The sequence below is a fragment of the Psychrobacillus lasiicapitis genome, from assembly GCF_006861795.1.
GTDB lineage: Bacteria > Bacillota > Bacilli > Bacillales_A > Planococcaceae > Psychrobacillus > Psychrobacillus lasiicapitis.
Window position 1 is genome coordinate 22,850 of sequence record NZ_VDGH01000008.1, and the last position, 25,204, is coordinate 48,053.

A 25,204-nucleotide genomic window follows, 5' to 3' on the forward strand; every position below is an offset into this window, starting at 1 on the left:
ATTTTTATTGAGCAAATATTCTTTCATAAATAAAATCCACCAAATGCATTGCTTGTGTCGTAGAAGTCAATCCTTCTCTCTCTATCCCTACCTTCATCTGCAACAAACAACCAGGATTTGTTGTAATCACAGTACCTGCACTCACTTCTTGCACTTTCTGCATTTTGGACTTCAAAATAACAGATGACATCTTAGGCTGAAGTAAATTATATATGCCAGCAGAACCGCAACACAGGTCTGCATTTGGTAACTCTATAAAAGTACAATCTTGGACAGCTTTTAATATTTGACGTGGCTCGTCCTTTACACCAGTTACATTACGCAAATGACATGAATCTTGATAAGTCACAAGTTTAGAAGTAGACTTTTTCGGTAACTTCTCCAAAAAATCTACAATACCTAATTTGACAAATAGCGAAGAAATATCTATTTGTTTTGCTGTAAATTGCTTCGCTTTTTCATATAACCTTGGATCATCTGCGAATAATTTGTCATACTCCTCTAAAAAAGCACCACATCCACCCGCATTGTTGACAATATAATCGATATCATCTAATTGGAAAGCTTCCATATTTCTTTTCGCATTTCTTTTTGATTTCTCTAATTCCCCACTATGTCCATGCAAAGCACCACAGCATTGCTGATTTTTTGGGATAACTACTTCGCAACCTAGTTTTTCTAAAATCGCTATAGTATTTCGATTTGTTTCGTTAAACATCGTATCCATTAAACAACCTGCAAAGAAAGCTACCTTTACTTTTACTTCGCCCTGTTGTCCCTGAGGACGTTTTCGTTTCGGAGGATCTGGTATTACGCTTTCCATCTCTTTCATAAAAGGAGGAAAGAGGTCTAAAAATCCAATCTTTCTAACTACTTTTTGTAAACCAGATTTTTGATAAAACGTAACCAGATTAACAGCAGTATGCATTTTCTTTTGATCCGCAAATAGATGATCGAATGCCCCTTTGCGAATAACCTTCTCCTTCATAGTTTGAGATTTGGCAGAAAGAATAGCTTCCCTAGTTTCTTCTATTAAAGTACCGTATTGAACACCCGCAGGACATGCAGGTTCACAGGCTCTACAGCCCAAGCAAAGATCGAATGATTCTTCTACCGATCCATCCCACATAATTTGTCCGTCACGGACCGCTCTCATTAATGCGATACGCCCCCTAGGTGATTGTGTTTCGTCAAAATTAGAATGTATATATGTAGGACAAGCCGGCAGACAAAATCCACAACGCATACAATCCATTAACCTATCATCATCTACATGAGTAACAAATGCTTGCTGCATTCTTTCTTGAAGTGCAGTTGTCATGAGTGAACCACAACCCTCTGCTTACGATCTTTTGCAAAGATTTTCCCAGGATTCATTATGTTTAGCGGATCAATCGATTGTTTTATCCCTTTCATAACTTCGATGCCTGATTCTCCAATCTTCCACTCCAAATAAGGTGCTTTCATCTCACCAACACCGTGTTCACCTGTAATTGTTCCACCGAGGCGTAGAGCACTATCAAAAATTTCGCTAAAAGCGGCTTCTACTCTTTCCATTTCTTCTTTATCTCGTGCATCGGTTAAACAAGTGGGGTGAAGATTACCATCCCCTGCATGGCCAAATGTGAAAATCATTAGATTGTACTTGTCTGCTATTCTTTGAATTTCTTTCACCATATTAGCAATTTCAGATCTTGGTACCGTGGCATCTTCTAAAATAGTAGTAGGTCTTTTTCTAGCTAATACAGATAATGCAACTCTTCTTGCCGTACTTAGTTGTAATGCCTCTTCCTCAGACTGTGCCAATTGCGTTGACTTTGCTCCGTGCTCTTTACAAATTTTAAGCACTAACTGCATTTCTTTTCCGACAGTTTGCATATCACCATCCAGTTCGATAAGTAGCATTGCTTCACAGTCTGTGGGGAGTCCAATTTTCATATAATCTTCTACATTTTCTATTGTTCCTTTATCCATAAACTCAAGTGTAGTAGGAACTACTTTGGCTGCAATAATAGAAGAAACCGTCTGCGCTGCTGTTTCTAACTGATCGTAAAACACAAGCAATGTTTGTTTAGTTTGTGGTGTCGGGATCAATCCAAGTGTGATTTCTGTAATAACTCCAATCGTGCCTTCTGATCCAACAAACAAACTAGTTAAATCATACCCAGCAACGTCTTTAGTAAGTTTTCCACCTGTTTTTAGAATTTCTCCATTTGGTAAAACGACGGATAAACCTTTTACATAGTCTCGAGTTACACCATATTTCAGTCCCCTTAAACCACCCGAATTTTCACTCACATTTCCACCTATCGTAGAAATTTTCATCGAGCTCGGATCCGGTGGGTAAAAAAGACCTTTAGGCTCTACTAGTTCATTAATATGTTGTGTAACAACACCAGGTTGCACAGTAATTGTAAGATTTTCCTCATCAAAATCTAATACGCGATTCATCCTATTAAAGAGTAAAATGACTCCTCCTGCATTAGGAACAGTTCCCGCTGCCAAATTAGTACCTGAGCCACGAGATATTATAGGAATTCTATATTCCGAACATGTTTTAACAATCTGCTGGATTTCCCCCATATTTGCAGGTGATAATACTAAATCAGGCATTGCTTGAAAGTTAGCAGTAGCATCATATGAATAAGCTAGCCGTTGTGCTATAGTGACTTTAGCATTTTCCTTTCCCGTAATATCTATTAATTTTTGAATAATATACTCTTCCATTTACATCTCCTCTACTTCCCTCTTTAACCACTTTTATTTATTTTATTATTCTTTCAATTCTAAAAATATAGACTTTATAACAAGGATTTGTCCTATTTTATATAAATTATTTGTTTAAAGAACCAAAAAAAGCATCTGAAGATGGATGCTTTTTGTCTAACTATTATCTAACTCTTCTACTAAACGGATGCCTAAATATATTAAAAAAAGATCATGAGATTTCATAATACTTAGTCCAGTTAGTTCTTCCACTTTTTGGAGGCGATACACCAATGTATTTTTGTGAATATGTAACTTCTCAGATGTATTTTTCATGGACTGATTTTCATTAAACCAAACTTGTAAATTTTGAAAAAGTTCAACATACTCAAGTAAAGGAGCAACGGTTCTTTTTATAAATTGTTCTTTCGTTTCTCTAGGCAAACTATGTAAGATTAAATCGAACAACAACTCTCTTTCAAACGTAATTCGTCTATTTTTCTGAGAAACTTTTACCGCTCTTTCCGCTTGGTTAAATGACTTGGATAGCTCTCCATATCCCGTATTCTCCCCTATACCTACCGCAAGCTTTATTTTCATCTTTCGCTTTACGTGTAACAATAGATTTTCTAATTCTATTTTTAATTTTTTTTGATCTATTTTAGGCAATACCAAAATAATTTTTTCTTGTCCCCAACGACTTGCCTTAAGTAGGGGATGTATCGTTTGTATAGACATAAAGAAGTCAATATCCTCCACTTTGAATCTCCTTTTTCCATCCATTGACTCGATCATAACAACTTGCATATACTCTTCTACCTGAATATCAAGTAATTCAGCACGTTTGTAAAACTGTTTGTCTTTCGATTTTGATGTAATCCAATCAATCATAAAAAATTCAAACTCACGAACTTTTTCGTCTTTTTCTTGTCTCCTAATAGAGTCTTGAACAAATAACTCTACTACTTTTCTGATGAGTAATGTTTGTGGCTCAATCTTCTCGGGCTCACCTGTTACCCCTAATACCATGATAGTCTTGTCATTGATAATTATTGGAATGACAATTCCTTTCCGGACTCCACGTAATTTTTGGACTTCATTTTCAGTCATATGGAATAATTTTCGTTCTTTTATACAAAGTAAGGCACCTTCATGAAATTGATTTACCCTTGAAGCATCCGTGCTGACCCTTATAAACCCCCTTGCATCCGTTAAAATAACTTCTTCCTTGATTAAATGACTCAATTCATTAATTATTTCTTGTCCTAGCTCTTCAAAATTGAACAACTCATTCACCCCTTTAACGCCTTTCCAAACTATCTATCATTAATATTTCTACACGCCGACTCATTCCCTATATTTAAATATTCAAGAGCAATATATCTAATTTAACCAAATCAAAAACAGACACTAAACTATACTGTTTAGTGCCTGATTTCCTTTAAATTGTCTGTATAAATTTCTCTAATCGATTCAATCCTTCCACCAGCACTTCCATGGAATACGCATAGGAAATTCGAATATAACCTTCTCCCAGTGGTGTGAAAGTACTGCCTGGTACAACTGCAACTCCACCCTCGTGAAGGAGTTTTGTAGCGAAGTCGAACGAATTCATACCAAAACTCTTTATAGAAGGAAAAATATAAAAAGCTCCATTAGGTTTTTCAACAGATAATCCCATTTCTATTAGACGGTTATATACATAATCACGTCTTTTTATATATTCAACATTCATTTCTTTAGGTATATCCTGCGCATTCGTCAGGGCTTCTAATGCAGCATATTGGGATGGCAAAGAAGCGCAAATGGAGTTGTATGAATGCACTAACATTACTTGTTTTAAAATAGTGGATGGTCCCATCACGAAACCTATCCTCCACCCCGTCATTGAATGGGACTTCGAAACTCCATGTAGATAAAAAAGTTTCTCGCGAAGTTCTTTATACGAAGCAAGTGAAACATGATCACCTGCAAATGTATTTTCGCTATATATTTCATCTGTGAGAATATAAACCTCTTTATCCTTCAGCATTTGGGCAAGCTCATCCATTATTTCCTTTTGGATAACAACGCCTGTTGGATTGGAAGGATTATTGAATAAAATGGCTTTCGTTTTTTCTGTTATAAGCTTTTCTAGTTCCTTTGCGGACGGCTGAAGACCGGTTTTGGTCGTATCTAAATAGACCACTTTTGCACCGCATAATTCAATTACTGGTACATAACCAGAATAGATTGGTGCCGGTAAAATAACTTCGTCTCCCTCTTCTAGTATCGTTCGGAAAATCGAATCAATTCCTTCACTAGCACCATTTGTAATGACAATTTCATTTTGTGGATCATATGAAAAACCATATTTAGCAGAAAAGAAATCGCTAACTGCTTTCCTTAGTTCTAATAATCCAGCATTATGAGAATACCCTGTCAAGTTTTGTTCGATTGCTCGAATTCCTGCCTCTTTCACGGAGACAGGTGTCGGAAAGTCAGGCTGACCGATTGTTAAATTAATAGCATCCGGAAAATTCACTAATTGATTTGCAAACTGCCGGATACCAGGTACTCCAAGTGCTTTAGCACGCGGATTAATGCTTAAAGACATACATGTTATCCTTCTTTCCTAATTACTTAAAAAACCCTGGAAGCCATAAAGACAGGCTCGGAACAAATGTAATAACGATTAAACAAATAATCATAGAGAATAAGAATGGTATAATTGCCATAACAATTTTCTCAAATTTCACATTCCCTACACTAGAGGCTACAAATAAGTTTACTCCAAGCGGTGGTGTTATAAAACCAATCGCTAAGTTCGAAACCAAAATAACACCAAAATGAATTGGATCAATACCAACAGCCACAACAATCGGTAATAGAATAGGCGTCAAGATAACAAGTGCAGAAATTGTATCGATGAACATACCTACTATTAAAAGTATAATATTAATAGCTAGTAATATGACAATTGGATTCGTAGATAATTCTGTTAAAAATAAAGAAATATCATCTGGAACTCTTTCTAAAGTCATAAAATAAGCAAACGAAACGGAAAGACCGATAATAATCATCGTTGTTGCATTAATGACAACCGCTTCTCGGAAACATTCAAAAACCGTTTTCCAAGTTAACTCTTTGTATACATAAAGGCCTACTATTAGTGAGTAAACTACCGCCACTACTGCCGCTTCCGTTGGAGAGAAAAATCCTCCATAAATACCACCCAAAATAATTACTGGAATTAGTAGAGCCCATTTTGCATCATATGTTGCTTTTAATACATCTTTGAATGAAAAAGTAGTGTTTGTTTCTGATTTGTATCCACGCTTTTTCGCTATAAAATATGCAGTAATCATTAGACCTATCCCTATTATTATGCCTGGTAGAATACCAGCTAAGAACATACTTCCTACTGAGACACTTCCAATAACTCCATATAGCACGAAAGGAATACTTGGCGGAATGATTACGCCGATAGATCCTGCAGAAGCAGAAACCGCAGCAGCAAATCCTCCATCATATTTTTTGTTTTTCATTTCGGGAATCATAAATCCACCAATGGCAGCTACAGTAGCTGGTCCAGAACCGGAAATGGCTGCAAAAAACATAGAAGCAACGATTGTAACTAATGAAAGTCCTCCAACAATCCAACCAACCATTGCAGCAGCCATATCAAGTAATCGTTTTGATACGCCACCTTTACTCATCAACACCCCTGCCAACATGAAAAAAGGTATTGCTAACAATGGAAAGGAATCCAGCGAAGTAAATGCCTTTTGCGCGATTATTCCTAATGGTAAGGTTGATCCAAAGTAAATCGCAACAAGTGCAGAAACTCCTAAAGAAATGGCTATTGGAACACCGATGAGCAAACAGATGAACAACGTACCAAATAATAATGCTACTGTCATGCGATCATCTCCTCATCAGCAGGTTTCTCATAATTGCCTTTCCAAACTTCTACTAGTTGAACGATTAGTCGAATTGCCATACCCGCTCCCCCAAGTGGAATTGCAAGAAATGCAATCCAAATAGGAATTTGCATAGCAGGTGCAAGTTGTCCATGTTTCAAACTACTTAACACAAGCTGTGTACCAAATACTGCAAGAAACAGTGCCATCATGAACCATATAATAATGGATAATGTCTCCAATATTTGACGAAAAATACCGTGGAAGCGAGTTATAAACGCTTCCACTCTTATATGTTGTCGCAATTTCACGGCATAACTTGCCCCAATCCATACTTGGAAAATATGAATATATCTTGCCAACTCTTCCGTCCAACTTGGAGCAGAATCAAAAACTTTTCGTCCAACTACTTGTCCAAAAATTAGTGCAACCATAACCGCAAGTGACAAAACGAGTAGTATTTCTTCAAACTTAGAAAATTTCTTTAACACACTACTTCACCCATCCTTTTTCACTTACTTATTGTTGATTTGCTTCTCTGGCCATATTTACTAAGTCTTCACCGATCTCTGGTACATATTTGTCGTAAACTGCTTTAGTTGCTTCTCTAAACTCATTGCGTTGATCATCTGTCAATTCATTTATTTTCATACCGTTTTCTTCTAGATTTTTCAAGAATTCAACATCTTGTTCTTGCGCGATTTTTCGTTGCTCAGTGCGATAATCTTCAGAAGCTTTCACTACAAGTTCTTGTAAATCAGCTGGTAAGTTACTATAGAAATCATTATTCATTAGCAAAATAGTTGCTGCGTATACGTGACTTGTAAGTGTTAAATAGTCTTGAACCTCGTAAAATTTATTCGTGTAATAAAGCGAGATTGGTGATTCCATTGCATCGTATGTTTTTTGTTGAAGCGCCGTGTATAGCTCACCGAATGCGAAAGGTGATGCATTTGCACCGAATGCTTTAAATGTATCCGTGTGTACTGGGTTTTCCAGTGTACGGTATTTCAATCCCTTTAAGTCATCTGTTCCTTGAATTGGTCCGTTGTTATTAGACATATGACGGAAACCATTTTCTGCAAAAACAAGACCTTTCAAATCGTTATTCTCAAGCTCTGCTAATAATTGTTGACCAAGTTCTCCATCTAGAGCGCGGTAAGCTGCTTCGTTGTTATCAAATAAGAACGGTAAGTCGAATACCATAAACTTTTTGTTGAAAGAAGCAAGAGGGGCTACTGCCGGAATTGTCATTTCTACGTTCCCTAGTTGAACTGCTTCAATTGCTTCACGGTCAGATGGATATAGCTGTCCATTTGGGTATAACTCTACTTTAAGACGGCCATCTGACTCTTTTTCAAGTGTTTCTTTATATGTCTTTGCTGCTAGATGAGATGATTGTTCTTCTGAAACTAAATAAGCAATACGAATTGTATATGAGTCTTGCTCTTCCCCTTTTACACTTGATGTGTTTTCTGTTGGTCTTCCACATGCTGTAAGCGCTAACAATGTAACTAGTAATAAAATAGCTAATTTCTTCATTTGTTTTCCTCCCCAGTGTAGTAGTGCAAAAATCTTTTTTCGACATTATCTAGATGTAAAATCATAAGTTGTTTAGCCAAATTCTTTTCTTTCTTTTCAAGTGCTTGGACAATGTTCACATGTTCTAAGTAAGCATCCTTTGCACTTACAGGTAATGTGTTGGATAGAAACAAAAACGCTCGATTGACCCCTGTATTCATTTGACTGATTAGCTCCGCTAGTTTCACATTCCCTCCAATATTTGCAAGTTGTAAATGAAATGCTCGATCGAAATCCATAAATGAATTGTAATCATCAGACTCAATTGCTTCTAATTGTCCCTCCAAATTATTTTGTAATTCATACAGTACTTGATCAGAAAGCTGATCTGCATTTTTCTCGATATTATGAATCTCCAATAATTTTCTGATTTCCATATAATGCAAGGCGCTATCTTTTGTGAAAGATGCGACTGTAGCAGGTTTCGCTTTGTGGATATTAACGAGGCCCTCCGCAGCAAGCCGCTTCAATGCTTCCCGAATAGGAGTTCTACTTATCCCTAAGTCTGAAGCCAACTTTTCTTCTGGGAGCTCCTCTTCTTGTGCAAGTCTACCTGCAATAATGGCATCTTTAATGCTATTGAAAGCTTGATCAGCAAGCGATTCTTTTTGAATAATTTTTTTCAATTTGAATCACTCCTTTCTGTATACTGTATACAGGAATGATATATTATGCTATTGTAGTTGTAAATATAAATTTTAGAATTTTTTAAAAGTTAGGTGATTACTAGTGAAAATAAAAGAAGAATTAATTGAATCACTTGGAAAAGCAAAAGTCAGCCAAAGTGAATCAGAGCGCTACCGACATAGCCGCGACGAATCCTCACATCCCTTTATAGAACCAGATTTCGTTGTCTTTCCTGAAAATGTAGAGGATGTAGTAAAAGTGCTTCGACTCGCAAATGAACATGTTGTACCTGTGACCCCTTACGGCGCAGGGTCTGGTTTAGAAGGTCAAGCCATCCCTATCAATAAAGGAATTTCCTTAAACTTCGATCGTATGAATAAAGTAATTGAATTTTCACCAGAAGATTTAATGATCACGGTAGAACCCGGAATAACCCGCCTTCAATTAAATGAATATGTAAATAAGCATGGACTATACTTTCCAATCGATCCTGGTGCAGATGCATCTATCGGTGGAATGGTAGCAACAAACGCAAGCGGAACAACCGCAGTACGCTATGGCTCTATGCGCGATCAAGTACTCGATTTAGAAGTTGTACTTGCAAACGGTACGGTTATTCATACTGGGTCTAAAGCGAAAAAATCTTCTTCTGGTTACCATTTGAATGGTCTAATCACTGGATCAGAAGGAACACTTGGTGTCATTACCAAAGTTACAGTCAAACTACACGGCATTCCTGAGAAAGTAATTGCGGCTAGATGTACATTCCAAACTCCTGGAGAGTGTGCAGAAGCAGCGCAAGTTGTACTAGCAAGCGGAATTCAAGTATTACGCATGGAACTAGTGGATGCGGAAAGCATTAAACAAGTAAATGAATACGGAAATTATTCATTCCCAGAAGAACACTCTCTGTTTTTTGAATTTGCCGGTGCACCAAATATTGTAGAGGAAGAAGCTACAGTGGTAGAAGAGTTGATGAAAGAGTTAGGCTGCAATAACTGGGAGCGCGCAAATTCCTCAAAAGAACGAGCAGATTTATGGAAAGCTCGACACGAAATGGCTTATGCATTTAAACATATAAAAGGAAAAGTATCAACGGGTTCAGATTCATGCGTCCCTATTTCGAAACTAGCAGAAATGGTTGTTTTTGGTCGTGAGCTGTTAGAGCAAAGCGGACTTATTGGTGGCGTATTCGGTCACGTAGGTGACGGCAATTTCCATACAATAGCCATGTACGATCCGAATGATCCAGTAGAAGTAGAGAAAGCGGAATATACAAATGAACAAATCGCCATGAAAGCGATTAACCTTGGCGGCACTTGTACAGGTGAACATGGCGTCGGATTAGGTAAAAGGAAATACCAAGTTACCGAGCACGGAGATGCGTTAGAATTAATGAAATCTATGAAAACATTGATGGATCCAAAGGGAATATTAAATCCTGGGAAGATATTTTATTAGAGTGGGGAGATTGATGTAGGATATTTTACAGGCTTTCTCGCAACTTTTTGGGGTTTTCTCGCAACGTTTGATTTGTTACTCGCAACATTAGGAACCATTGGGGCAACGTTTCGACTCATATGCGCAACGTTCTTGCTTTTCGCAATGTTCGGGGGCTTTCTCGCAACGTTTGACCTGTTTTGCGCAACATTAGGAAGCATTGGCGCAACGTTTCGACTCATACACGCAACGTTCTTGCTACTCGCAACGTAGGAAGGCTTTCTCGCAACGTTTAACCTGTTTCTCGCAACATTAGAGGGCGGTTGCGCAACGTTCGAACTCATACGCGCAACATTAAAGGCTGTCCAACATTTTATTGTTGAGCAGCCTTTTTAATTTTACTTAATTATTGTTTTAATTCTTCGCCTTCGTGGCTAAATTGCCATTCGATGCCGAACTGGTCCTTTAGCGCTCCGTAGCATTTACTCCAGAATGTTTCTTGTAACTCCATCGTTACGGTGCCATTTTCTTTAAGTGCGTCAAAAGCAGCGCGGATTTCTTCTTCGTTTTTGCTAACAAATGCTAAGCTAATATTGTTTCCTAAGATAAAAGGAGAGCCAGGAAATGTATCAGAAAACATGACATTGCTTCCGTTAATATTTAATCGAGTGTGCATGACTAAATCTTTTGCTTCCTCTGGTAACTGATAATCTGGATGCTGAGGTGCCTCACCGAAAGTCATAATTTGTGGTTTTTCTGTTTTAAAAACTTCTGCATAAAACTCTGCAGCCTCGCGACAATTTCCATTAAAATTAAGATAAACATCTATAGCCATTTGATACACTCCTCTTTTTTATCCTTGTTTTCATCCCTAATGGATGTCCATATTATTGTAACATTCAATCAATAAAAATACTGCCCCAAATAAAAAAGAGCGAGAAAAAACCTCGCTCCCTATCTTAATATACTTTATCTCCGTTAAAAATGGAGTTTTTCACGATAACATAATCTACATTACGAATTGCTTCTAGTTTATTTCCGCCTGCATAAGAAATAGAAGATTGAAGATCTTGTTCCATTTCAGTTAGGGTATCTTGTAACGCCCCTTTATGCTCTACGTACATTTTTTTACCTTCTACGTTTTTCTTTTCCCCTTTTTGAAATTCAGAAGCGGAACCGAAATATTCTTTAAATTGTTTTCCGTCTTTTTCAACTGTATTTCCTGGAGATTCTTCGTGTCCTGCAAATAATGAACCGATCATTACCATCGATGCACCAAAACGAACTGATTTAGCGATATCACCGTGTGTACGAATTCCACCATCAGCTATAATTGGCTTACTTGCAGCTTTTGCACACCAACGTAAAGCAGCTAATTGCCACCCACCTGTTCCAAATCCTGTTTTAATCTTTGTAATGCATACTTTACCTGGCCCAATCCCTACTTTTGTAGCGTCAGCTCCAGCATTTTCTAATTCTCTTACCGCTTCTGGAGTTCCAACATTTCCAGCAATAACAAAGCTTTCTGGCAAATGCTTTTTAATATGTTGAATCATTGCGATTACTGCATTAGAATGACCATGTGCAATATCAATTGTAATGAACTCCGGTGTAAGCTTCTCTGCTGCTAATTGCTCAACAAATCCATACTCTTCCTCTTTAACACCAACACTAATCGATGCGATTAATCCACGTGATTGCATATCTTTTGTAAATGCTATACGCTTTTCTGGTTCAAAACGATGCATTATATAGAAGTAACCATTTTCAGCTAAGTAATTGGCAATTTTTTCGTCGATAATTGTTTGCATATTGGCAGGTACTACAGGCAGTTTAAAAGTATGCCCACCTAATGTTACAGTTGTATCACATTCTGAACGGCTATTTACGATACATTTTGCCGGAATTAATTGAATATCTTCATAATCGAATACGTTTTCCATATTATCCACTCCAAAACACGAATATTGTTTTTGGGAAAAACAAAATTGTTCGTCCATTGGGTAATTTACAGCATTTTCGAGCATATGTCAATTGATAAAGGAATAATAAACAAAAAAATTCTAAAAGAGCTATCTAAATAGCGATAGCAAAGCATCTCCTGAAGCTATTTATTCAATGTAGGATTTCCTAATAATAAAAAGGCAGATGTAGAAAATGACGAGCTTTTTCTACATCTGCTTATATGATAGATCTATTTATTGATCGTTTTGACATGAGTTTCGATTAACTTAATTCTGTCTGCTAATTCCAATACCGCTTGCATTAGTTGAAGCTGTTCTGTTTTTGTAATGGATGTATGACGCTCCATCTGTTCCACTGATTTTTCCACTCTTTGTATACTGTGATTCATAACATTTACGAAATGTTCTGCTGACAGTTTTTTCATCTCCTTTCATTTATTTTTATTGTAATATACTTTTAAGTTATTTCAATTGACAGAATTAATCGTAAATTAACGCAATTTGTTTCAGCGAAAAAATAGTAGTTCAAAAATGTATTTAAAGCGTTTTCACGTTGTTGAAATTAATTTTTTATCTCCATTATTCCTAGTACAACAGACCGACTTAATTGTGCCAGCACAACATCTTTATACATAATAGAATACATTTCATCATATATTATCTGCCTTCATTAATATACTAGCTAGTAAAGTATGATAAGGAGGAGAGTATCATGTATTCAAATCCAGTGGATCCGGAGGAAATGGCTTTGCGAAAAAATTGGGATGTCATTGCTTCTCTAAATATGATTGGGGAGGGCGGTCCCGTCTATAATCCAGAAGAAAAAGAAGAAGCTACAGATACAACCAATGCATCCAAATAATCTATCATGCTTGTCCCCACTCGAGTGGGGTTTTTTAAATTTTTAGAAATTAATATATTGTATTCAGCTGAATATTGTGATAAATTTAACAATATTAAAATGAAGTTAATACTTCATCCTTTTAAAAATATGATGAATTTCCTTCATAAAGTGAAACTTCAATCAGTGGGGGTTATCTTCATCCCCCACTGTTTGTTAGTTGAACCAATCGGTCTTTTACGGGCAGTTGATCTCCCACTTATCTCTTCGCTTTTCTTAAATCTTGAAGTGGGAGTCTTACTGCCTGTTAATGCGGGATAAGGTGAAACTTCAAACAGTGGGGGTTATCTTCATCCCCCACTGTTTGTTAGTTGAACCAATCGGGCCTTTACGGGCAGTTGATCTCCCACTTATCTCTTCACTTTTCTTAAATCTTGAAGTGGGAGTCTTACTGCCCGTTAATGCGGGATAAAGGAGTTTGAGCTTTGTTATTACGAGAGTTGATACGTGAACATTTTACAAACATGTCGAAAAGTCAAAAGAAAGTTGCGAACTATGTATTGGACCATCCCAATGATATTGCCTTATATTCGGCAGCAGAGTTTGGTTCCAAAATCGGGATAAGTGAATCCACCGTTATTCGGTTTTCGAATTCCCTAGGTTTTTCCGGCTATACAGAACTGCAAAAATTAGTTCGAGAGGAATTTTTTAAGGAAAGTAGTTTAACGAGTTATCAGCAAGCTAAAATGGATATCCCTAAAGATATGAGCTTCCACAAGCAAGTGATGGAACAGGACCGGAAATCTATTTTAGCTACAATGAATCAAATAGATGAGCTCGCTTATCAAGCTGCCGTCCAACGCATATCCAATGCGAAATCTGTCTATGTACTCGGACTTCGTTCTTCTTATTCAGCTGCGAACTGGCTTTCCTTTTCTTTAGGTTTAGTAAAAGAAGATGTCCATTTTATACAGCCTGATACGGAAGATGTGATCCGTACAATTATGAAAATGGACGAGCATTCTGTTGTCATCATCATTTCTTTCCATCGGTATTTAAAAGAAACGATTGAAATAGCCGGGCTTATACGCAATCAAAAGTCATATATTATAGGAATAAGTGACTCGATTTTAGCACCGATTCATGCGTATAGTGATGTATTGTTCCCTATTTATGCAGCAAACAAGTCTACTTTAGATGCTGTCTCTCCCCTCTTTTCGTTTATGAATGCCATTGTTGCTGGATTAATCGTGGAGCAAAAAGAGGATTTCAATAAAAGGCAAGCACTATATGAAACGATTCCGAGTCATTTTCTATTCGAGGAAGGAAAGGATCCAATATGAAACAAGCATTATTAGATATAAAACCTACTGTGAAAGCAGTGTTTCAACATCTTCATGCCAATCCTGAACTTAGCTGGAAAGAGTTCCTAACGACGGAGTATTTGAAAGATTTTCTTATCCGAGAAGGATTCCAGGTTACTACTTTCGAAGATTCAACCGGATTAGTTGTAACCATTGGTAGCGGGAAACCTTGTGTAGGACTTCGAACAGATATGGATGCCCTATGGCAAGAAGTGGACGGAGAGTTTAAAGCCAATCATTCATGTGGACATGATGCACATATGACGATGGCTGTCGGTACACTTCTTTTACTAAAAAAACTAGGTATTCCAAAGCATGGTACTTTAAAAGTATTATTTCAGCCAGCAGAGGAAAAAGGTACGGGTGCTCTTTCTTATATTGATAAAGGTCTAGTCGAAGATATTGACTATTTGTACGGTGTACATCTTCGTCCAATTCAAGAGGTTCGAAATGGCTATGCTGCTCCAGCTATTTTACATGGTGCTGCAAAACTAATTAGCGGAAAAATTCATGGAGTGGAAGCCCATGGTGCAAGACCGCATCTTGGTGTCAATGCAATTGAAGTTGGTGCTCAAATGGTGCAAGCCATTCAAGCGATTTATTTGGACCCAATGATGTCCTATTCTGCTAAACTTACAAAATTCCAAGCTGGCGGGGAATCTGCTAATATTATTCCTGGTAATGCGGAGTTTAGTATTGACGTCCGTGCACAATCGAATAGCGCGATGAATGAATTAATTGGCAAAGTAGAGCATGCGATTAGTTCTGTTGCCTCTCTAAATAATATAACAATCGATTTTCATATAGAGACGGAAATTGCAGCTGCAGAAGTAGACGATTCAGCGGTAGAATTAATGAAAGTGGCAATCATCGATACGATCGGTAAACCATATTATGTGCCACCAATCGTTACACCAGGCGGGGAAGATTTTCATTTTTATACATTAAAAAGACCTTCCATTAAGGCAACGATGCTTGGTTTAGGCTGCGATCTAAGTCCTGGATTACATCATCCGGATATGCGATTTAACGAGGAAAGCATTATAACTGGCATCGAAATTTTAGCCCGTACAATCATTGGTACTTTTCGAGCAAAGGAGTAAATAAGATGAACCAATTAACGATGCGCGTTTTAAAAACTGTCGATGAAATGCAACTAGTCCGGCAATTAGAAGAGATAGTTTGGGGCATGGAATCGATTCCCGTCCACCAAACACTTACGGCTGTTAAAAATGGCGGATTGATCATCGGGGCATTTGATGAGGAGAAATTAGTAGGCTTTTCTTATGGCTTTGCCGGCTACCAAAACAACGAAGCATACTTATGCTCCCACATGCTTGGTATACATCCAGATTACCAACTACAAGGTATCGGCAAAAAATTAAAAGAAAAACAGCTTGTCGTAGCAAAAGAGATGGGTTACAAACTAATTACCTGGACATTCGATCCCCTGGAAAGCCGCAATGCTTATTTAAATGTTACCAAGCTATACGGCATCGTTGATACGTACATCGAAAATTGCTACGGGGAAATGACAGGCGGGATTAACGCCGGCTTACCAACGGATCGTTTACAAATTGAATGGTGGATTACAAGTGATCGTGTCGAGAAGAAATGGATGCCAAGCAATGTAATTTTCGATAATCCTTTTCAAACTGCATTGTCAGAACAAAATCTACCTATCCTAGTGGAACCTGATTTGTTTGACCTGACAAGCCAAGGATATGAAGTACCTATTCCCCAGCAATTTCAAGAAATGAAAAAAATAAGTCCGGAGACTGCCATACAATGGCGCTTGCAAATACGAAAGATTATGCAAGGCCTATTTTCAAAAGGCTATGCACTCGTTGCTGTTCGTAAAACAGATGAATCAGTGAACTATTATCAATTTGTGCAAAAATCCACGATACCAATACAAACAGAGGAGAACTAATATGCAAATCAAAGAAATTAATATACGCAAAATGAAAATGAAGATGAAATCCCCTTTTGCAACAAGTTTCGGAACCTTCCAAGATAAAGAGTTCCTGCTATTAGAGGTTACAGATGAACTAGGAAATACAGGCTGGGGAGAATCTACTGCGTTTCACTCTCCTTGGTATAACGAAGAAACACTCGAAACCAATTTACATATGATTCGAGATTTTCTAATCCCACTTGTATTAGATAAAGAATTTGCTCACCCAGATGAAGTGAATGAACTCTTTGCCCCCCTTCGCAAAAACAATATGGCAAAAGCAGCAGTAGAAGGTGCGATTTGGGACTTATATGCAAAACGTAATAAAATGACCTTAGCGCAAGCACTTGGTGGAAATGCTGAGAAAATTGAAGTCGGTATTAGCATCGGTATCCAAAAAAGCACAGAAGAGTTGATCGAATTAGTCCGTGGTTACGTAGCAGAAGGCTATAAACGGATGAAAGTAAAAATAAAACCTGGCTTTGATGTAAAAGTAATAAAAGCACTAAGAGAAGCATTTCCTACTGTACCTCTAATGGCAGATGCGAACTCTGCGTATACATTAGATGATATCGACGTATTAAAACAATTAGATGAATACAATTTGACGATGATTGAACAGCCTTTAGCTTCCGACGATATTATCGACCATGCTAAATTACAAAAAGAGTTAAAAACACCTATCTGTTTAGACGAAAGCATTCATTCATTGGAAGATGCTCGCAAAGCGATTGAGCTTGGTAGCACAAAGATTATTAATATTAAAATCGGCCGTGTTGGGGGCTTAACGGAATCGAAAAAAATCCATGACTACTGTATGGAACATAATATTCCTGTATGGTGTGGTGGTATGTTAGAGTCGGGAATTGGACGTGCACATAATGTAGCACTAACAACCCTTCCGAACTTTATCTTACCAGGTGATACAGCTGGCTCTTCCCGCTATTGGGAGGAAGATGTTATTACACCGGAAGTAGTAGCAGAAGATGGCTATATTACGGTTCCTACAAGCTACGGAATTGGATATGAGCCGAACTTTGCAGCAATAGACCGTTATACGGTAGATACATTTAACTTTAAAGCATAACAGAATAAGCGCCCTATCTCTTTTATAGATTGGGCGCTTCCTATCTATAATTTTCGGAATATTTTTAATAATAAGGAGTTCAAGGATATGAAAAAAAGTTTTCAAATTGGTTCCGCTTTTATCGGAATCATTGTCGGTGCAGGATTTGCTTCGGGACAAGAGATTTTACAGTTCTTCTCCAGCTTCGGTTACATAGGAATGGCTGGCTCCATACTTGCTGCAATCCTTTTTGCTTTCCTTGGGATGAATTTAACCCAATTAGGAAGTAGGCTTCAAACGACTTCTCATAAGGATGTAATTTATCATATTTGCGGTCGCTATTTAGGTGCTTTTGTAGATATTATCATCACTTTTTTCTTGTTCGGCGTAACTGTAGTTATGTTCTCTGGAGCTGGCGCGATTTTTGAAGAACAATTTGGTTTACCTGCAGTTGCTGGAAGTCTTTTTATGACTGTGATCACCATTGCAACAGTTACATTGAATGTTCAAAAAGTGATTAGTTTAATTAGTTCGGTTACCCCATTCTTGTTAGTAATGGTTGTAGTAATTGCGGGATATTCATTGTTCCATTTCGATCCTGATTCGATAGATATGGATGCAGCCGTCGCGAAAACGTCTCCTGCTGCTTCAAACTGGCTAATGGGTGCGTTATTATACGTTTCCTATAATATCGCAGCTGGTGTGGCGATGATTACGGTAATTGGTGGAACTGTAAAAGACCAAAAAGTTGCAGGTCGTGGAGGAATTATCGGCGGTCTTGGATTAGGTTTACTTATCTTATTGATTAATATTTCTATGCTAACACAAATGGATAAAATTGCGGATGTAGCGATGCCAATGATTACACTCTCCAATGCCATACATCCGATTGTCGGATATATAATGGCAATTGTCCTAATCGGTATGATTTATAACACTGCCGTTGCAATGCTATATGCATTTTCTGCACGCGTTGTGAAGCCAGAAAAACCTTCTTTTAAAGCTTTTACAATTCTATTTGGTGTAATTGCTTTTATCGCTAGTTTCCTAGGTTTTGTAAATCTTGTCGGTACGGTGTATCCAATTACAGGTTATTTAGGATTCCTTTTAATTGCTGCAATTATTGTTTCTTGGGTTATGTTTAAACGAAAAAGTGTGAGAGCTTAGTAGATAGAAATAAAATATGCTTTGCGAAGATTTCCCAACAATTCTACTCATGGCCGATGAAACATTAGCGTATACTTTAAATGATATGAAAATAGATGCACCCCATTAGAAAACAGAAGGAGCCAATATATGAAAAAAAGCCTTCAAATCGGATCCGCCTTTATCGGGATCGTCGTTGGAGCAGGCTTTGTATCTGGACAAGAAATATTGTTATTTTTTACGAGCTATGGCTATCTAGGTATTGCAGGTTCAATTCTTGCAACTGTATTACTCGCATTTTTCGGAATGAGTTTAACTCAACTTGGTAGTCGTTTGCAAACGACTTCGCATGAGAAGGTCATTTATCATATTTGTGGTCCGTATTTAGGTTTCGTGATTGATATGGTCATTACTTGTTTACTGTTCGGCATAACGATGATTATGTTTGCTGGAGCAGGTGTTGTTTTTGAGGAGCAGTTTGGCATATCTGCTTTAATAGGCAGTTTAATAATGGCCATTATTACGATTATTTCTGTAATGTTAGGTGTCCAAAAAGTTATTGGACTAATTGGTGCAATCACTCCATTTCTTTTAGTAATTGTATTGATCATAGCAGCCTATTCGGTGTTCCATTATGATACAAGCGTAGATTTTAAAACCGTGAGTGCGGGAACACCTCCCCCTGTTTCCCATTGGGGTGTTGGCGCTTTTTTATATGTTTCCTATAATATTGCTGCTGGTGTATCGATGATTACTGTAATAGCTGGTACGGTCAAAAATCAAAAAGTGGCTGGTTGGGGAGGAATGTTTGGTGGGCTTGGGCTAGGATTGCTTATTTTACTCATTAATATTTCAATGCTCACACAAATAGATTCTATTGGTAATACATCGATGCCAATGGTAACCATCGCAAATAATATGCATCCTATTATCGGGTTTTTAATGGCAATTATCCTTATTGGCATGATTTATAACACAGCTGTGGCGATGCTGTATGCATTTTCCGCACGTATTATAAAACCAGGAAAAACTTCCTTTAAAGCATTTACTATCTTTTCTGGTGTTTTTGCCTTTTTTGCTAGCTCGTTAGGGTTCGTCTATCTCATCGGAACGATCTACCCCGTGACCGGTTATCTAGGAATCTTGCTAATTGGAGCGATTCTCATATCTTGGTTTACATACCGAAGGAAGATTTATTGAAAAAAGTGGCGGAGACATATAATTGTCCCCGCCACTTTTCATCTATTTAATCATAAGCCTTGAGATTAGATTGCTATGCTGTTTGGTTCTGTAGTTTATTTTCAAATCCCTTTACCTTTGCAGCTAAATCTTGTAGTAGAGTATTGTTCTCTACATTTTCCAGCTTATCCATTAACATTTTAACCTTTGATAGTTTCTGCTCGATTTTGGCTTTATCCCCCTTCTCGAACGATTTTTCTAAATTGTTCACAGCCATATAAATACTTATCGGCAATGCTAGCTCTGCACGTTTCGCTTCTGCTGGAGCTTTGTACGTCTCCATCAGTTTGTTTCGATTCTCTTTTCCTTCTACTTTATAAAATAGAGAGGTTCCCTTTTTCAGCTCTTTAGAAAGTTTATGGTAATTGGCTTCTAATGCTTCCCAGTCTTTATTGGCCTCTGCGGTTTCAATAGATGCCAGAAGTGGGAGTATTGTATTTTTCCCATAAGCATCCGCAGTTTCATATGTGTCTTTGCTAACATTTTTATCTTTCCATTGTTTATCATTTTTCTGAATTTTTTTATTCCACGGTTGTTTTTCCATTTTTTGATAGGACTGCTTCCAATCGTTTGCTTGCCCTTTTTCTTCCCAATGCGCGCTCCCTATTAAAGGTCCACCAAATAAAGCGGCCGATAGTAGAGCAGTTGTAGCAGTTACTTTTACGTAGTTTTTCTTCATACAAAAATTCCTCCTCTTTCTTTTAGAAAGTAAGCACTCACTTCTGTACGCTAAATATACTTCCTGCTTTTTAAGCGCCAATATAATACGCGCTTATGCATTACATACCCAAATTTTTCTTTACTAAACAATTACTAAGTGAAGAGACCCATTCACTGTATTAGCGAATGGGTCTCTATCTTTTATTATTTTTTTACGTCTACAATTCTACCTTCAGTCTCATTGTTGACTGTTTTCAATGATTGTAATTGTTCTTGAAGGTTTTCCCAATCTGAAAGCCCAAGATCCGTTACACGACCTTCTTCGTAAGCTTTTCTGAATAAGTCATATCCGTCTCCACCTTGTACAGCAGTGAATGCGTTTGTTGCTACTACATACTTTTCATTTTCTTTAATATCTACATACGAACCGTCTGCGGCTTTATACTTTATAGATACTACACGTTGTCCAGCTGGTTTAGAAGAATCAAATTCAACTTTTGCTCCAGCAACATGTAAAAAGCCACCGTTTTCTTTAGGATAAGATTTAAAGCTAAGTTCAAATGCCTCTTTCAATTCCTTACCTGTTAACTCCATTGTTGCTAATGTGTTACCGAAAGGAAGTACTGTAATAACGTCTCCAACCGTAATTGGTCCAGCTTTAATCTCCGCACGAATTCCTCCACCATTTTGGAACGCCATCACTACTTTATCATTGTATGTTTTTGCTTTTGCTAGCATCCCATCAGTAATAATATTACCTAGGGCTGTTTCGTTTTTACGTACACTCTTATCTTCATCTGTAGTTGCACGAGGATTTGTTAACTCTGTTTCTGCCACTACGCCAATTTCTTGTCCTTCTATTTCTTTAATTTTTTCTGTATATGTTTTCAATACTGCCGCTGCTTCAGGATCTTCTTTTTTGTCTTTTGTCGGGATTAAAGCTCCTTTATGTCCCACTACTTTACCGTCTTTGTCAAAGTCCACATCTAATGTACCTAAGAAATCACTGTACTGATATGCTTGAACAATGACTGTTGGATCTTTTGCTAATCCATTTTTGTCTTTATCCACTACTACTGGCTTATCTAATTGAGTATGGCTGTGACCGCCTACAATTACATCAATTCCATTGACCGCTGCTGCTAATAGTAAATCATTATCGAACTCTGCATTATCGTCGTATCCGATATGAGAAACTGCGACAACTTTATTTACCCCTTGTTTTTCAAATTCGTCTACCATTTTTTGAGCCGCTTTAATATAGTCCGTGAATGTAACATCTTTTGGACTAGAAATATCTGCTGTTTCAGCAGTCGTTAGCCCGAACAAGCCCACTTTTTGGCCGTCTACTTCTTTAATGATACCGCTGTAAATTTGTCCATCCTTTGGATCCGAAGACGCATTTACATTAAATAAGCCTTTTAAGTTTACATCTTTAGAGAAATCCACATTTGAGCTTACAAATGGGAAATTCGATTTTTGGATAAATTCACTTAATGCTTTATGTCCTTCCGGAGAGGAACCTAAATCGAATTCATGGTTACCAAATGTCATCACGTCGTAATTCATTAAATTCATCAAAGCTAGATCTGCTTGTCCCTTGAATTCATTGAAGTATAGCGTACCAGAAAATACATCCCCTGCATCGATTAATAACGCAGATGGTTTTTCAGCTCTAACTTCTTTGATAGCAGTCAGTCGTTGTGGAGCTTTTTGCGTATTTGCATGTGTATCATTGACATGCATTAAAGATAGCGAGAAATCGACATCTTTGTAAGAAGCATACAATTTCTCTAAATAGATTTTAAGTTCTTTGATAGCAGGAACTGCAGACTCACTTGGAAGCTTATCTGCAAGTGGCAAAGTAGCATTGACGATTGCCATTGCTTCTTCTTTTTTACCTTCTGCATAAAGTGCGGCTGCTTTATTTGCATTCATGTAAATAGTTACTGGTACTGCTAATGTATCTCTTTTTTGATTTGCCGGGTTTTTATATTGCTCTAGTAATAGATCGCGAGATGCCTTTCCTGTAAAGCGATATAAAATAGCAGTTCTTGTTTTTAGTTGAACAGAAAGTTTATGATATGCTTTTTCAATAGCTGCCCAGTCTTTATCTGCTTCTGCTTGAGCCAGCTCTTTCATGATTGGATCTAAGTATTTATCTGCATAGTTATATGCGTCGATATAAGGAACTAATCCTTTTGTAACTCTTTCATAATATAAATCATCTAAATTTTTCAGTAATGTATCTTTGTTTTTAGCATCAGATTTAACAATTGCAATTCTTGCTTTTTGATAATTGGCTTTCGCAGTATTTAATACAGGATATAGTTCAGCACTAGTAGCTAGTTTCCCAGATTGTGCAGGAACTACATAAGAATATGAAGCTTTTTTAATGTCTTTTCTTGCATTGTCTACTACCTCTTGTAGTGAACTATTTGCAAATGAGACATTCGCAGCAGAAAATAATGATGTGGCAACAATTGCAGCAACAGCTGACTTCTTGATCTTACTGTTTTTCATAACTTACCTCCTGAGTGTTGTTTGAATAATTGATTCTATTAAAAGATTCGTAATTACTCACTAATTCTAAAGTACCTGAGTTATGAATATATCGCAAGACTAATTTCCGATAATTTGCAGTAAATGTTAGATGAATCTCTTCGACTTTAATCTACACGTATTTCAATCATGTAATCGACATAATAACAAATTGTATGTGCTTACATTATTCTTTTTGTGCTATAATAAATCATTATAAAGAGATGGGAGCATCACTATGTTAAAAGATATTTTTATCGCATTGTCAGAAAATCAGACATTGAACGGGGCAGCAAAAAAATATGGTTTAAAAATGGGTGCACAGCATGTTGTTGCTGGAACAAATATTGAAGAAACAATGGAAAGCATAAAAAAATTAAATGCACTTGGAATCTCCTGTACAGTAGATAATTTAGGAGAATTTGTTTTTGAAAAAGAAGAGGCATTAGAAGCAAAAGCACAAATCATTGCTGTTATTGAGGCAATCGAAGCTCATCAAGTAGATGCTCATATATCATTGAAACCATCCCAACTTGGGTTAGATATAGATTATGATTTTGCATTAGAGAATTTAAGAGAAATTACAGCTGTGGCAAATAAATATGGTACGTTCATCAATATCGATATGGAATCACATAAACACTTACAACCATCATTCGATATTTTAGACGAACTATCTAAAGAGTACGATAATCTTGGAACAGTAATTCAAGCGTACTTCTACCGCGCTGTCGAAGATATTCAAAAATATAAAAATTTCCGCCTTCGAATTGTAAAAGGTGCTTATAAAGAACCAGCAGAATATGCATACCAAACAAAAGAAGAAATCGACCAAAACTATGTAGAATTAATCGAATGGCACTTACTAAACGGTAAATTCACATCGATTGCAACACATGATCATAATGTGATTAACCATGTAAAACAATTTATCAAAGATAATAATATTCCAAACGACAAATTTGAATTCCAAATGTTATATGGTTTCCGCACAGACATGCAGAAACAACTAGCAAACGAAGGCTATAACTTCTGCACATATGTACCATTTGGAAATGACTGGTACGGCTACTTTATGCGTCGCTTAGCAGAACGCCCTCAAAATATGAACCTTGTTGTAAAGCAAGTATTCAACAAGAAAACAAACACATTAATCGGAATCGGTGCAGCTGCATTCGCCCTTGGACGATTAACAAAGAGTAATAAAGTTAAAAAATAAATGAAAAACTGTGTTGCTGATTTATATCGGTAACACAGTTTTTTTTACTTACTTTACAAATATCTGTCTCTTGCCCCATTTAGGAAATGGAAATGATAAATGGAATAACTCACATAATTGGGAAACTGCGTCGTAAAGAGATACGGCAAAGGCAATTGATTTCCGCTCCAGGCGGACGCTTACCGCGGGTGTCGCCGCCTTGCGCATCAATCAATTAAACGCAAAAAAGCTATTTAATTCATTTACAACTTTCAAGCAGTTTCTTATTTGGAATCATTTTATATACAGTATAAAAGGAAAGATTGCTATTAGCCATTCAAGCAATGGCAGCACCCATTAATTAATCACAATCGCTAGATAGTATATCTTATTCCACCAATCAAAGGTTTTCACCCATAGAAAATGCAACATAGTTCTAAATTTAGTGTCTCCTTATGGAGTAAATAGCAAACTCTATTGGATTGTAGCGAAGGGGTGGCGACTCCGGCGGGAACAGTACGAGCTGAAAGCCCCGCAGGAGCGAGAGCTCCGAGGAGATGGAAGCCGTGCCCGCGGAAAGCGTCCACCCTGTAGTGGAAATCCCAGTGGACACTTCATTCAACTCACTACGTCGCAGTATTCCTATATTACGTATAAAATAAATACATGCCATTCCTTATGCTACTTGAAAAAAAGTTATCCTCATGTCTAAATCTTCTATAGGTTCCTAACCAATAAAAAAACACCTCTTTCTACGGGGAATGGTAGAAGAGGTGTTTAGCTCCTTGTTATCGCTCAAGGATTATATTTAAATCGCCGTAAACTTTGTGACTTCGTTTCTTCGCTTCGTTTTATCGCTTTGTTGCTGACTTGAAAATTCCCCTATTATGCTTAGTTGGTAAAGCTTGCTTCCTTCAAACTCGCTCATCAACTTTAAATAATATTCATTTGTTACTTTCATATTAAACGAAG

24 protein-coding genes are annotated in these 25,204 nt (G+C 37.2%); 10 read left to right on the forward strand and 14 right to left on the reverse strand.

Annotated features, from left to right (window positions below; all coding sequences use genetic code 11):
- Nucleotides 1-4: 4 nt before the first annotated feature.
- From FG382_RS13920 to FG382_RS13955, 8 genes are all read right to left on the reverse strand, one after another.
- On the reverse strand, nt 5-1,321 hold the full coding sequence (locus FG382_RS13920) for a (Fe-S)-binding protein (RefSeq protein WP_142539497.1): 1,317 nt from the start codon (nt 1,319-1,321) through the stop codon (nt 5-7).
- The gene (locus FG382_RS13925; protein ID WP_142539498.1) at nt 1,318-2,727 is read right to left on the reverse strand and encodes an FAD-linked oxidase C-terminal domain-containing protein; all 1,410 of its coding nucleotides are present in this window, start codon (nt 2,725-2,727) and stop codon (nt 1,318-1,320) included. The genes FG382_RS13920 and FG382_RS13925 overlap by 4 nt, the downstream gene beginning before the upstream one ends.
- Nucleotides 2,728-2,883: 156 nt before the next feature.
- Nucleotides 2,884-3,993 (reverse strand): CdaR family transcriptional regulator, encoded by a 1,110-nt coding sequence (locus tag FG382_RS13930; protein ID WP_142539499.1) that lies wholly within the window; start codon nt 3,991-3,993, stop codon nt 2,884-2,886.
- Nucleotides 3,994-4,147: 154 nt separating this feature from the next.
- Nucleotides 4,148-5,302 carry an aminotransferase class I/II-fold pyridoxal phosphate-dependent enzyme gene (locus FG382_RS13935; RefSeq protein ID WP_142539500.1) on the reverse strand — a complete coding sequence of 385 codons (1,155 nt, stop codon included), beginning with the start codon at nt 5,300-5,302 and terminating at the stop codon, nt 4,148-4,150.
- Nucleotides 5,303-5,324: 22 nt separating this feature from the next.
- The gene (locus FG382_RS13940) at nt 5,325-6,608 is read right to left on the reverse strand and encodes a TRAP transporter large permease (protein WP_142539501.1); all 1,284 of its coding nucleotides are present in this window, start codon (nt 6,606-6,608) and stop codon (nt 5,325-5,327) included.
- Complete coding sequence (locus FG382_RS13945) at nt 6,605-7,099, reverse strand: TRAP transporter small permease (RefSeq protein ID WP_142539502.1); 495 nt, start codon at nt 7,097-7,099, stop codon at nt 6,605-6,607. Before FG382_RS13945 ends, FG382_RS13940 begins: the two co-directional genes overlap by 4 nt.
- 28 nt (nt 7,100-7,127) lie before the next feature.
- Nucleotides 7,128-8,150 (reverse strand): DctP family TRAP transporter solute-binding subunit, encoded by a 1,023-nt coding sequence (locus FG382_RS13950; RefSeq protein ID WP_142539503.1) that lies wholly within the window; start codon nt 8,148-8,150, stop codon nt 7,128-7,130.
- A complete protein-coding gene (locus FG382_RS13955; RefSeq protein ID WP_142539504.1) occupies nt 8,147-8,815 on the reverse strand; it encodes a GntR family transcriptional regulator in 669 nt (222 codons plus the stop codon). The genes FG382_RS13950 and FG382_RS13955 overlap by 4 nt, the downstream gene beginning before the upstream one ends.
- A gap of 103 nt (nt 8,816-8,918) precedes the next feature.
- On the opposite strand from FG382_RS13955, the gene FG382_RS13960 reads away from it, so the two are divergent.
- A complete protein-coding gene (locus FG382_RS13960; RefSeq protein ID WP_373287563.1) occupies nt 8,919-10,277 on the forward strand; it encodes an FAD-binding oxidoreductase in 1,359 nt (452 codons plus the stop codon).
- Between the two features lie 385 nt (nt 10,278-10,662).
- Here FG382_RS13960 and FG382_RS13965 read toward each other — a convergent pair whose 3' ends face one another.
- The 3 genes from FG382_RS13965 to FG382_RS13975 all read right to left on the reverse strand — a co-directional run bounded on the left by FG382_RS13965 (nt 10,663) and on the right by FG382_RS13975 (nt 12,645).
- Entirely contained in the window at nt 10,663-11,091 is a 429-nt protein-coding gene (locus tag FG382_RS13965) for a VOC family protein (protein WP_142539505.1), read from the reverse strand.
- Nucleotides 11,092-11,215: 124 nt separating this feature from the next.
- Nucleotides 11,216-12,199 carry a GMP reductase gene (gene guaC, locus FG382_RS13970; RefSeq protein ID WP_142539506.1) on the reverse strand — a complete coding sequence of 328 codons (984 nt, stop codon included), beginning with the start codon at nt 12,197-12,199 and terminating at the stop codon, nt 11,216-11,218.
- Between the two features lie 251 nt (nt 12,200-12,450).
- The gene (locus FG382_RS13975; protein WP_142539507.1) at nt 12,451-12,645 is read right to left on the reverse strand and encodes a hypothetical protein; all 195 of its coding nucleotides are present in this window, start codon (nt 12,643-12,645) and stop codon (nt 12,451-12,453) included.
- 287 nt (nt 12,646-12,932) lie between these two features.
- Here FG382_RS13975 and FG382_RS22675 point away from each other — a divergent pair, with 287 nt between their 5' ends.
- The 8 genes from FG382_RS22675 (at nt 12,933) to FG382_RS14005 (ending at nt 19,794) form a co-directional block, all read left to right on the forward strand.
- On the forward strand, nt 12,933-13,082 hold the full coding sequence (locus FG382_RS22675; RefSeq protein WP_170206521.1) for a hypothetical protein: 150 nt from the start codon (nt 12,933-12,935) through the stop codon (nt 13,080-13,082).
- A 57-nt stretch (nt 13,083-13,139) separates the two neighbouring features.
- Nucleotides 13,140-13,382, forward strand: a complete 243-nt coding sequence (locus tag FG382_RS22995) for a hypothetical protein (protein WP_211356401.1) — start codon at nt 13,140-13,142, stop codon at nt 13,380-13,382.
- Nucleotides 13,383-13,546: 164 nt separating this feature from the next.
- Nucleotides 13,547-14,404 carry a MurR/RpiR family transcriptional regulator gene (locus FG382_RS13980; RefSeq protein WP_142539508.1) on the forward strand — a complete coding sequence of 286 codons (858 nt, stop codon included), beginning with the start codon at nt 13,547-13,549 and terminating at the stop codon, nt 14,402-14,404.
- A complete protein-coding gene (locus tag FG382_RS13985; RefSeq protein WP_142539509.1) occupies nt 14,401-15,528 on the forward strand; it encodes a M20 peptidase aminoacylase family protein in 1,128 nt (375 codons plus the stop codon). The genes FG382_RS13980 and FG382_RS13985 overlap by 4 nt, the downstream gene beginning before the upstream one ends.
- A gap of 5 nt (nt 15,529-15,533) precedes the next feature.
- Nucleotides 15,534-16,358: a GNAT family N-acetyltransferase gene (locus FG382_RS13990; protein ID WP_142539510.1), complete on the forward strand. Its 825-nt coding sequence runs from the start codon at nt 15,534-15,536 to the stop codon at nt 16,356-16,358.
- A 1-nt stretch (nt 16,359) separates the two neighbouring features.
- The gene (menC, locus tag FG382_RS13995) at nt 16,360-17,469 is read left to right on the forward strand and encodes an o-succinylbenzoate synthase (protein WP_142539511.1); all 1,110 of its coding nucleotides are present in this window, start codon (nt 16,360-16,362) and stop codon (nt 17,467-17,469) included.
- Between the two features lie 87 nt (nt 17,470-17,556).
- On the forward strand, nt 17,557-18,615 hold the full coding sequence (locus FG382_RS14000) for a YkvI family membrane protein (RefSeq protein WP_142539512.1): 1,059 nt from the start codon (nt 17,557-17,559) through the stop codon (nt 18,613-18,615).
- A gap of 129 nt (nt 18,616-18,744) precedes the next feature.
- Complete coding sequence (locus FG382_RS14005) at nt 18,745-19,794, forward strand: YkvI family membrane protein (RefSeq protein ID WP_142539513.1); 1,050 nt, start codon at nt 18,745-18,747, stop codon at nt 19,792-19,794.
- Nucleotides 19,795-19,867: 73 nt separating this feature from the next.
- Here FG382_RS14005 and FG382_RS14010 read toward each other — a convergent pair whose 3' ends face one another.
- On the reverse strand, nt 19,868-20,512 hold the full coding sequence (locus tag FG382_RS14010; protein WP_142539514.1) for a hypothetical protein: 645 nt from the start codon (nt 20,510-20,512) through the stop codon (nt 19,868-19,870).
- 185 nt (nt 20,513-20,697) lie between these two features.
- Entirely contained in the window at nt 20,698-23,016 is a 2,319-nt protein-coding gene (locus tag FG382_RS14015) for a 5'-nucleotidase C-terminal domain-containing protein (RefSeq protein WP_170206522.1), read from the reverse strand.
- 256 nt (nt 23,017-23,272) lie between these two features.
- Here FG382_RS14015 and FG382_RS14020 point away from each other — a divergent pair, with 256 nt between their 5' ends.
- On the forward strand, nt 23,273-24,253 hold the full coding sequence (locus tag FG382_RS14020) for a proline dehydrogenase family protein (protein ID WP_142539515.1): 981 nt from the start codon (nt 23,273-23,275) through the stop codon (nt 24,251-24,253).
- Between the two features lie 787 nt (nt 24,254-25,040).
- Here FG382_RS14020 and FG382_RS23000 read toward each other — a convergent pair.
- Nucleotides 25,041-25,193: a hypothetical protein gene (locus tag FG382_RS23000; RefSeq protein WP_211356402.1), complete on the reverse strand. Its 153-nt coding sequence runs from the start codon at nt 25,191-25,193 to the stop codon at nt 25,041-25,043.
- Nucleotides 25,194-25,204 lie beyond the last annotated feature (11 nt).

What these genes read in the sequence shown, in the direction of transcription:
- FG382_RS13920 (WP_142539497.1), bottom strand. Translation starts at nt 1,321, where the DNA reads ATGACAACTGCACTTCAAGAAAGAATGCAGCAAGCATTTGTTACTCAT.
- FG382_RS13925 (WP_142539498.1), bottom strand. Translation starts at nt 2,727, where the DNA reads ATGGAAGAGTATATTATTCAAAAATTAATAGATATTACGGGAAAGGAA.
- FG382_RS13935 (WP_142539500.1), bottom strand. Translation starts at nt 5,302, where the DNA reads ATGTCTTTAAGCATTAATCCGCGTGCTAAAGCACTTGGAGTACCTGGT.
- FG382_RS13940 (WP_142539501.1), bottom strand. Translation starts at nt 6,608, where the DNA reads ATGACAGTAGCATTATTATTTGGTACGTTGTTCATCTGTTTGCTCATC.
- FG382_RS13950 (WP_142539503.1), bottom strand. Translation starts at nt 8,150, where the DNA reads ATGAAGAAATTAGCTATTTTATTACTAGTTACATTGTTAGCGCTTACA.
- FG382_RS13965 (WP_142539505.1), bottom strand. Translation starts at nt 11,091, where the DNA reads ATGGCTATAGATGTTTATCTTAATTTTAATGGAAATTGTCGCGAGGCT.
- guaC (WP_142539506.1), bottom strand. Translation starts at nt 12,199, where the DNA reads ATGGAAAACGTATTCGATTATGAAGATATTCAATTAATTCCGGCAAAA.
- FG382_RS13975 (WP_142539507.1), bottom strand. Translation starts at nt 12,645, where the DNA reads ATGAAAAAACTGTCAGCAGAACATTTCGTAAATGTTATGAATCACAGT.
- FG382_RS22675 (WP_170206521.1), top strand. Translation starts at nt 12,933, where the DNA reads ATGTATTCAAATCCAGTGGATCCGGAGGAAATGGCTTTGCGAAAAAAT.
- FG382_RS13985 (WP_142539509.1), top strand. Translation starts at nt 14,401, where the DNA reads ATGAAACAAGCATTATTAGATATAAAACCTACTGTGAAAGCAGTGTTT.
- FG382_RS13990 (WP_142539510.1), top strand. Translation starts at nt 15,534, where the DNA reads ATGAACCAATTAACGATGCGCGTTTTAAAAACTGTCGATGAAATGCAA.
- menC (WP_142539511.1), top strand. Translation starts at nt 16,360, where the DNA reads ATGCAAATCAAAGAAATTAATATACGCAAAATGAAAATGAAGATGAAA.
- FG382_RS14000 (WP_142539512.1), top strand. Translation starts at nt 17,557, where the DNA reads ATGAAAAAAAGTTTTCAAATTGGTTCCGCTTTTATCGGAATCATTGTC.
- FG382_RS14005 (WP_142539513.1), top strand. Translation starts at nt 18,745, where the DNA reads ATGAAAAAAAGCCTTCAAATCGGATCCGCCTTTATCGGGATCGTCGTT.
- FG382_RS14010 (WP_142539514.1), bottom strand. Translation starts at nt 20,512, where the DNA reads ATGAAGAAAAACTACGTAAAAGTAACTGCTACAACTGCTCTACTATCG.
- FG382_RS14015 (WP_170206522.1), bottom strand. Translation starts at nt 23,016, where the DNA reads ATGAAAAACAGTAAGATCAAGAAGTCAGCTGTTGCTGCAATTGTTGCC.
- FG382_RS14020 (WP_142539515.1), top strand. Translation starts at nt 23,273, where the DNA reads ATGTTAAAAGATATTTTTATCGCATTGTCAGAAAATCAGACATTGAAC.
- FG382_RS23000 (WP_211356402.1), bottom strand. Translation starts at nt 25,193, where the DNA reads ATGAAAGTAACAAATGAATATTATTTAAAGTTGATGAGCGAGTTTGAA.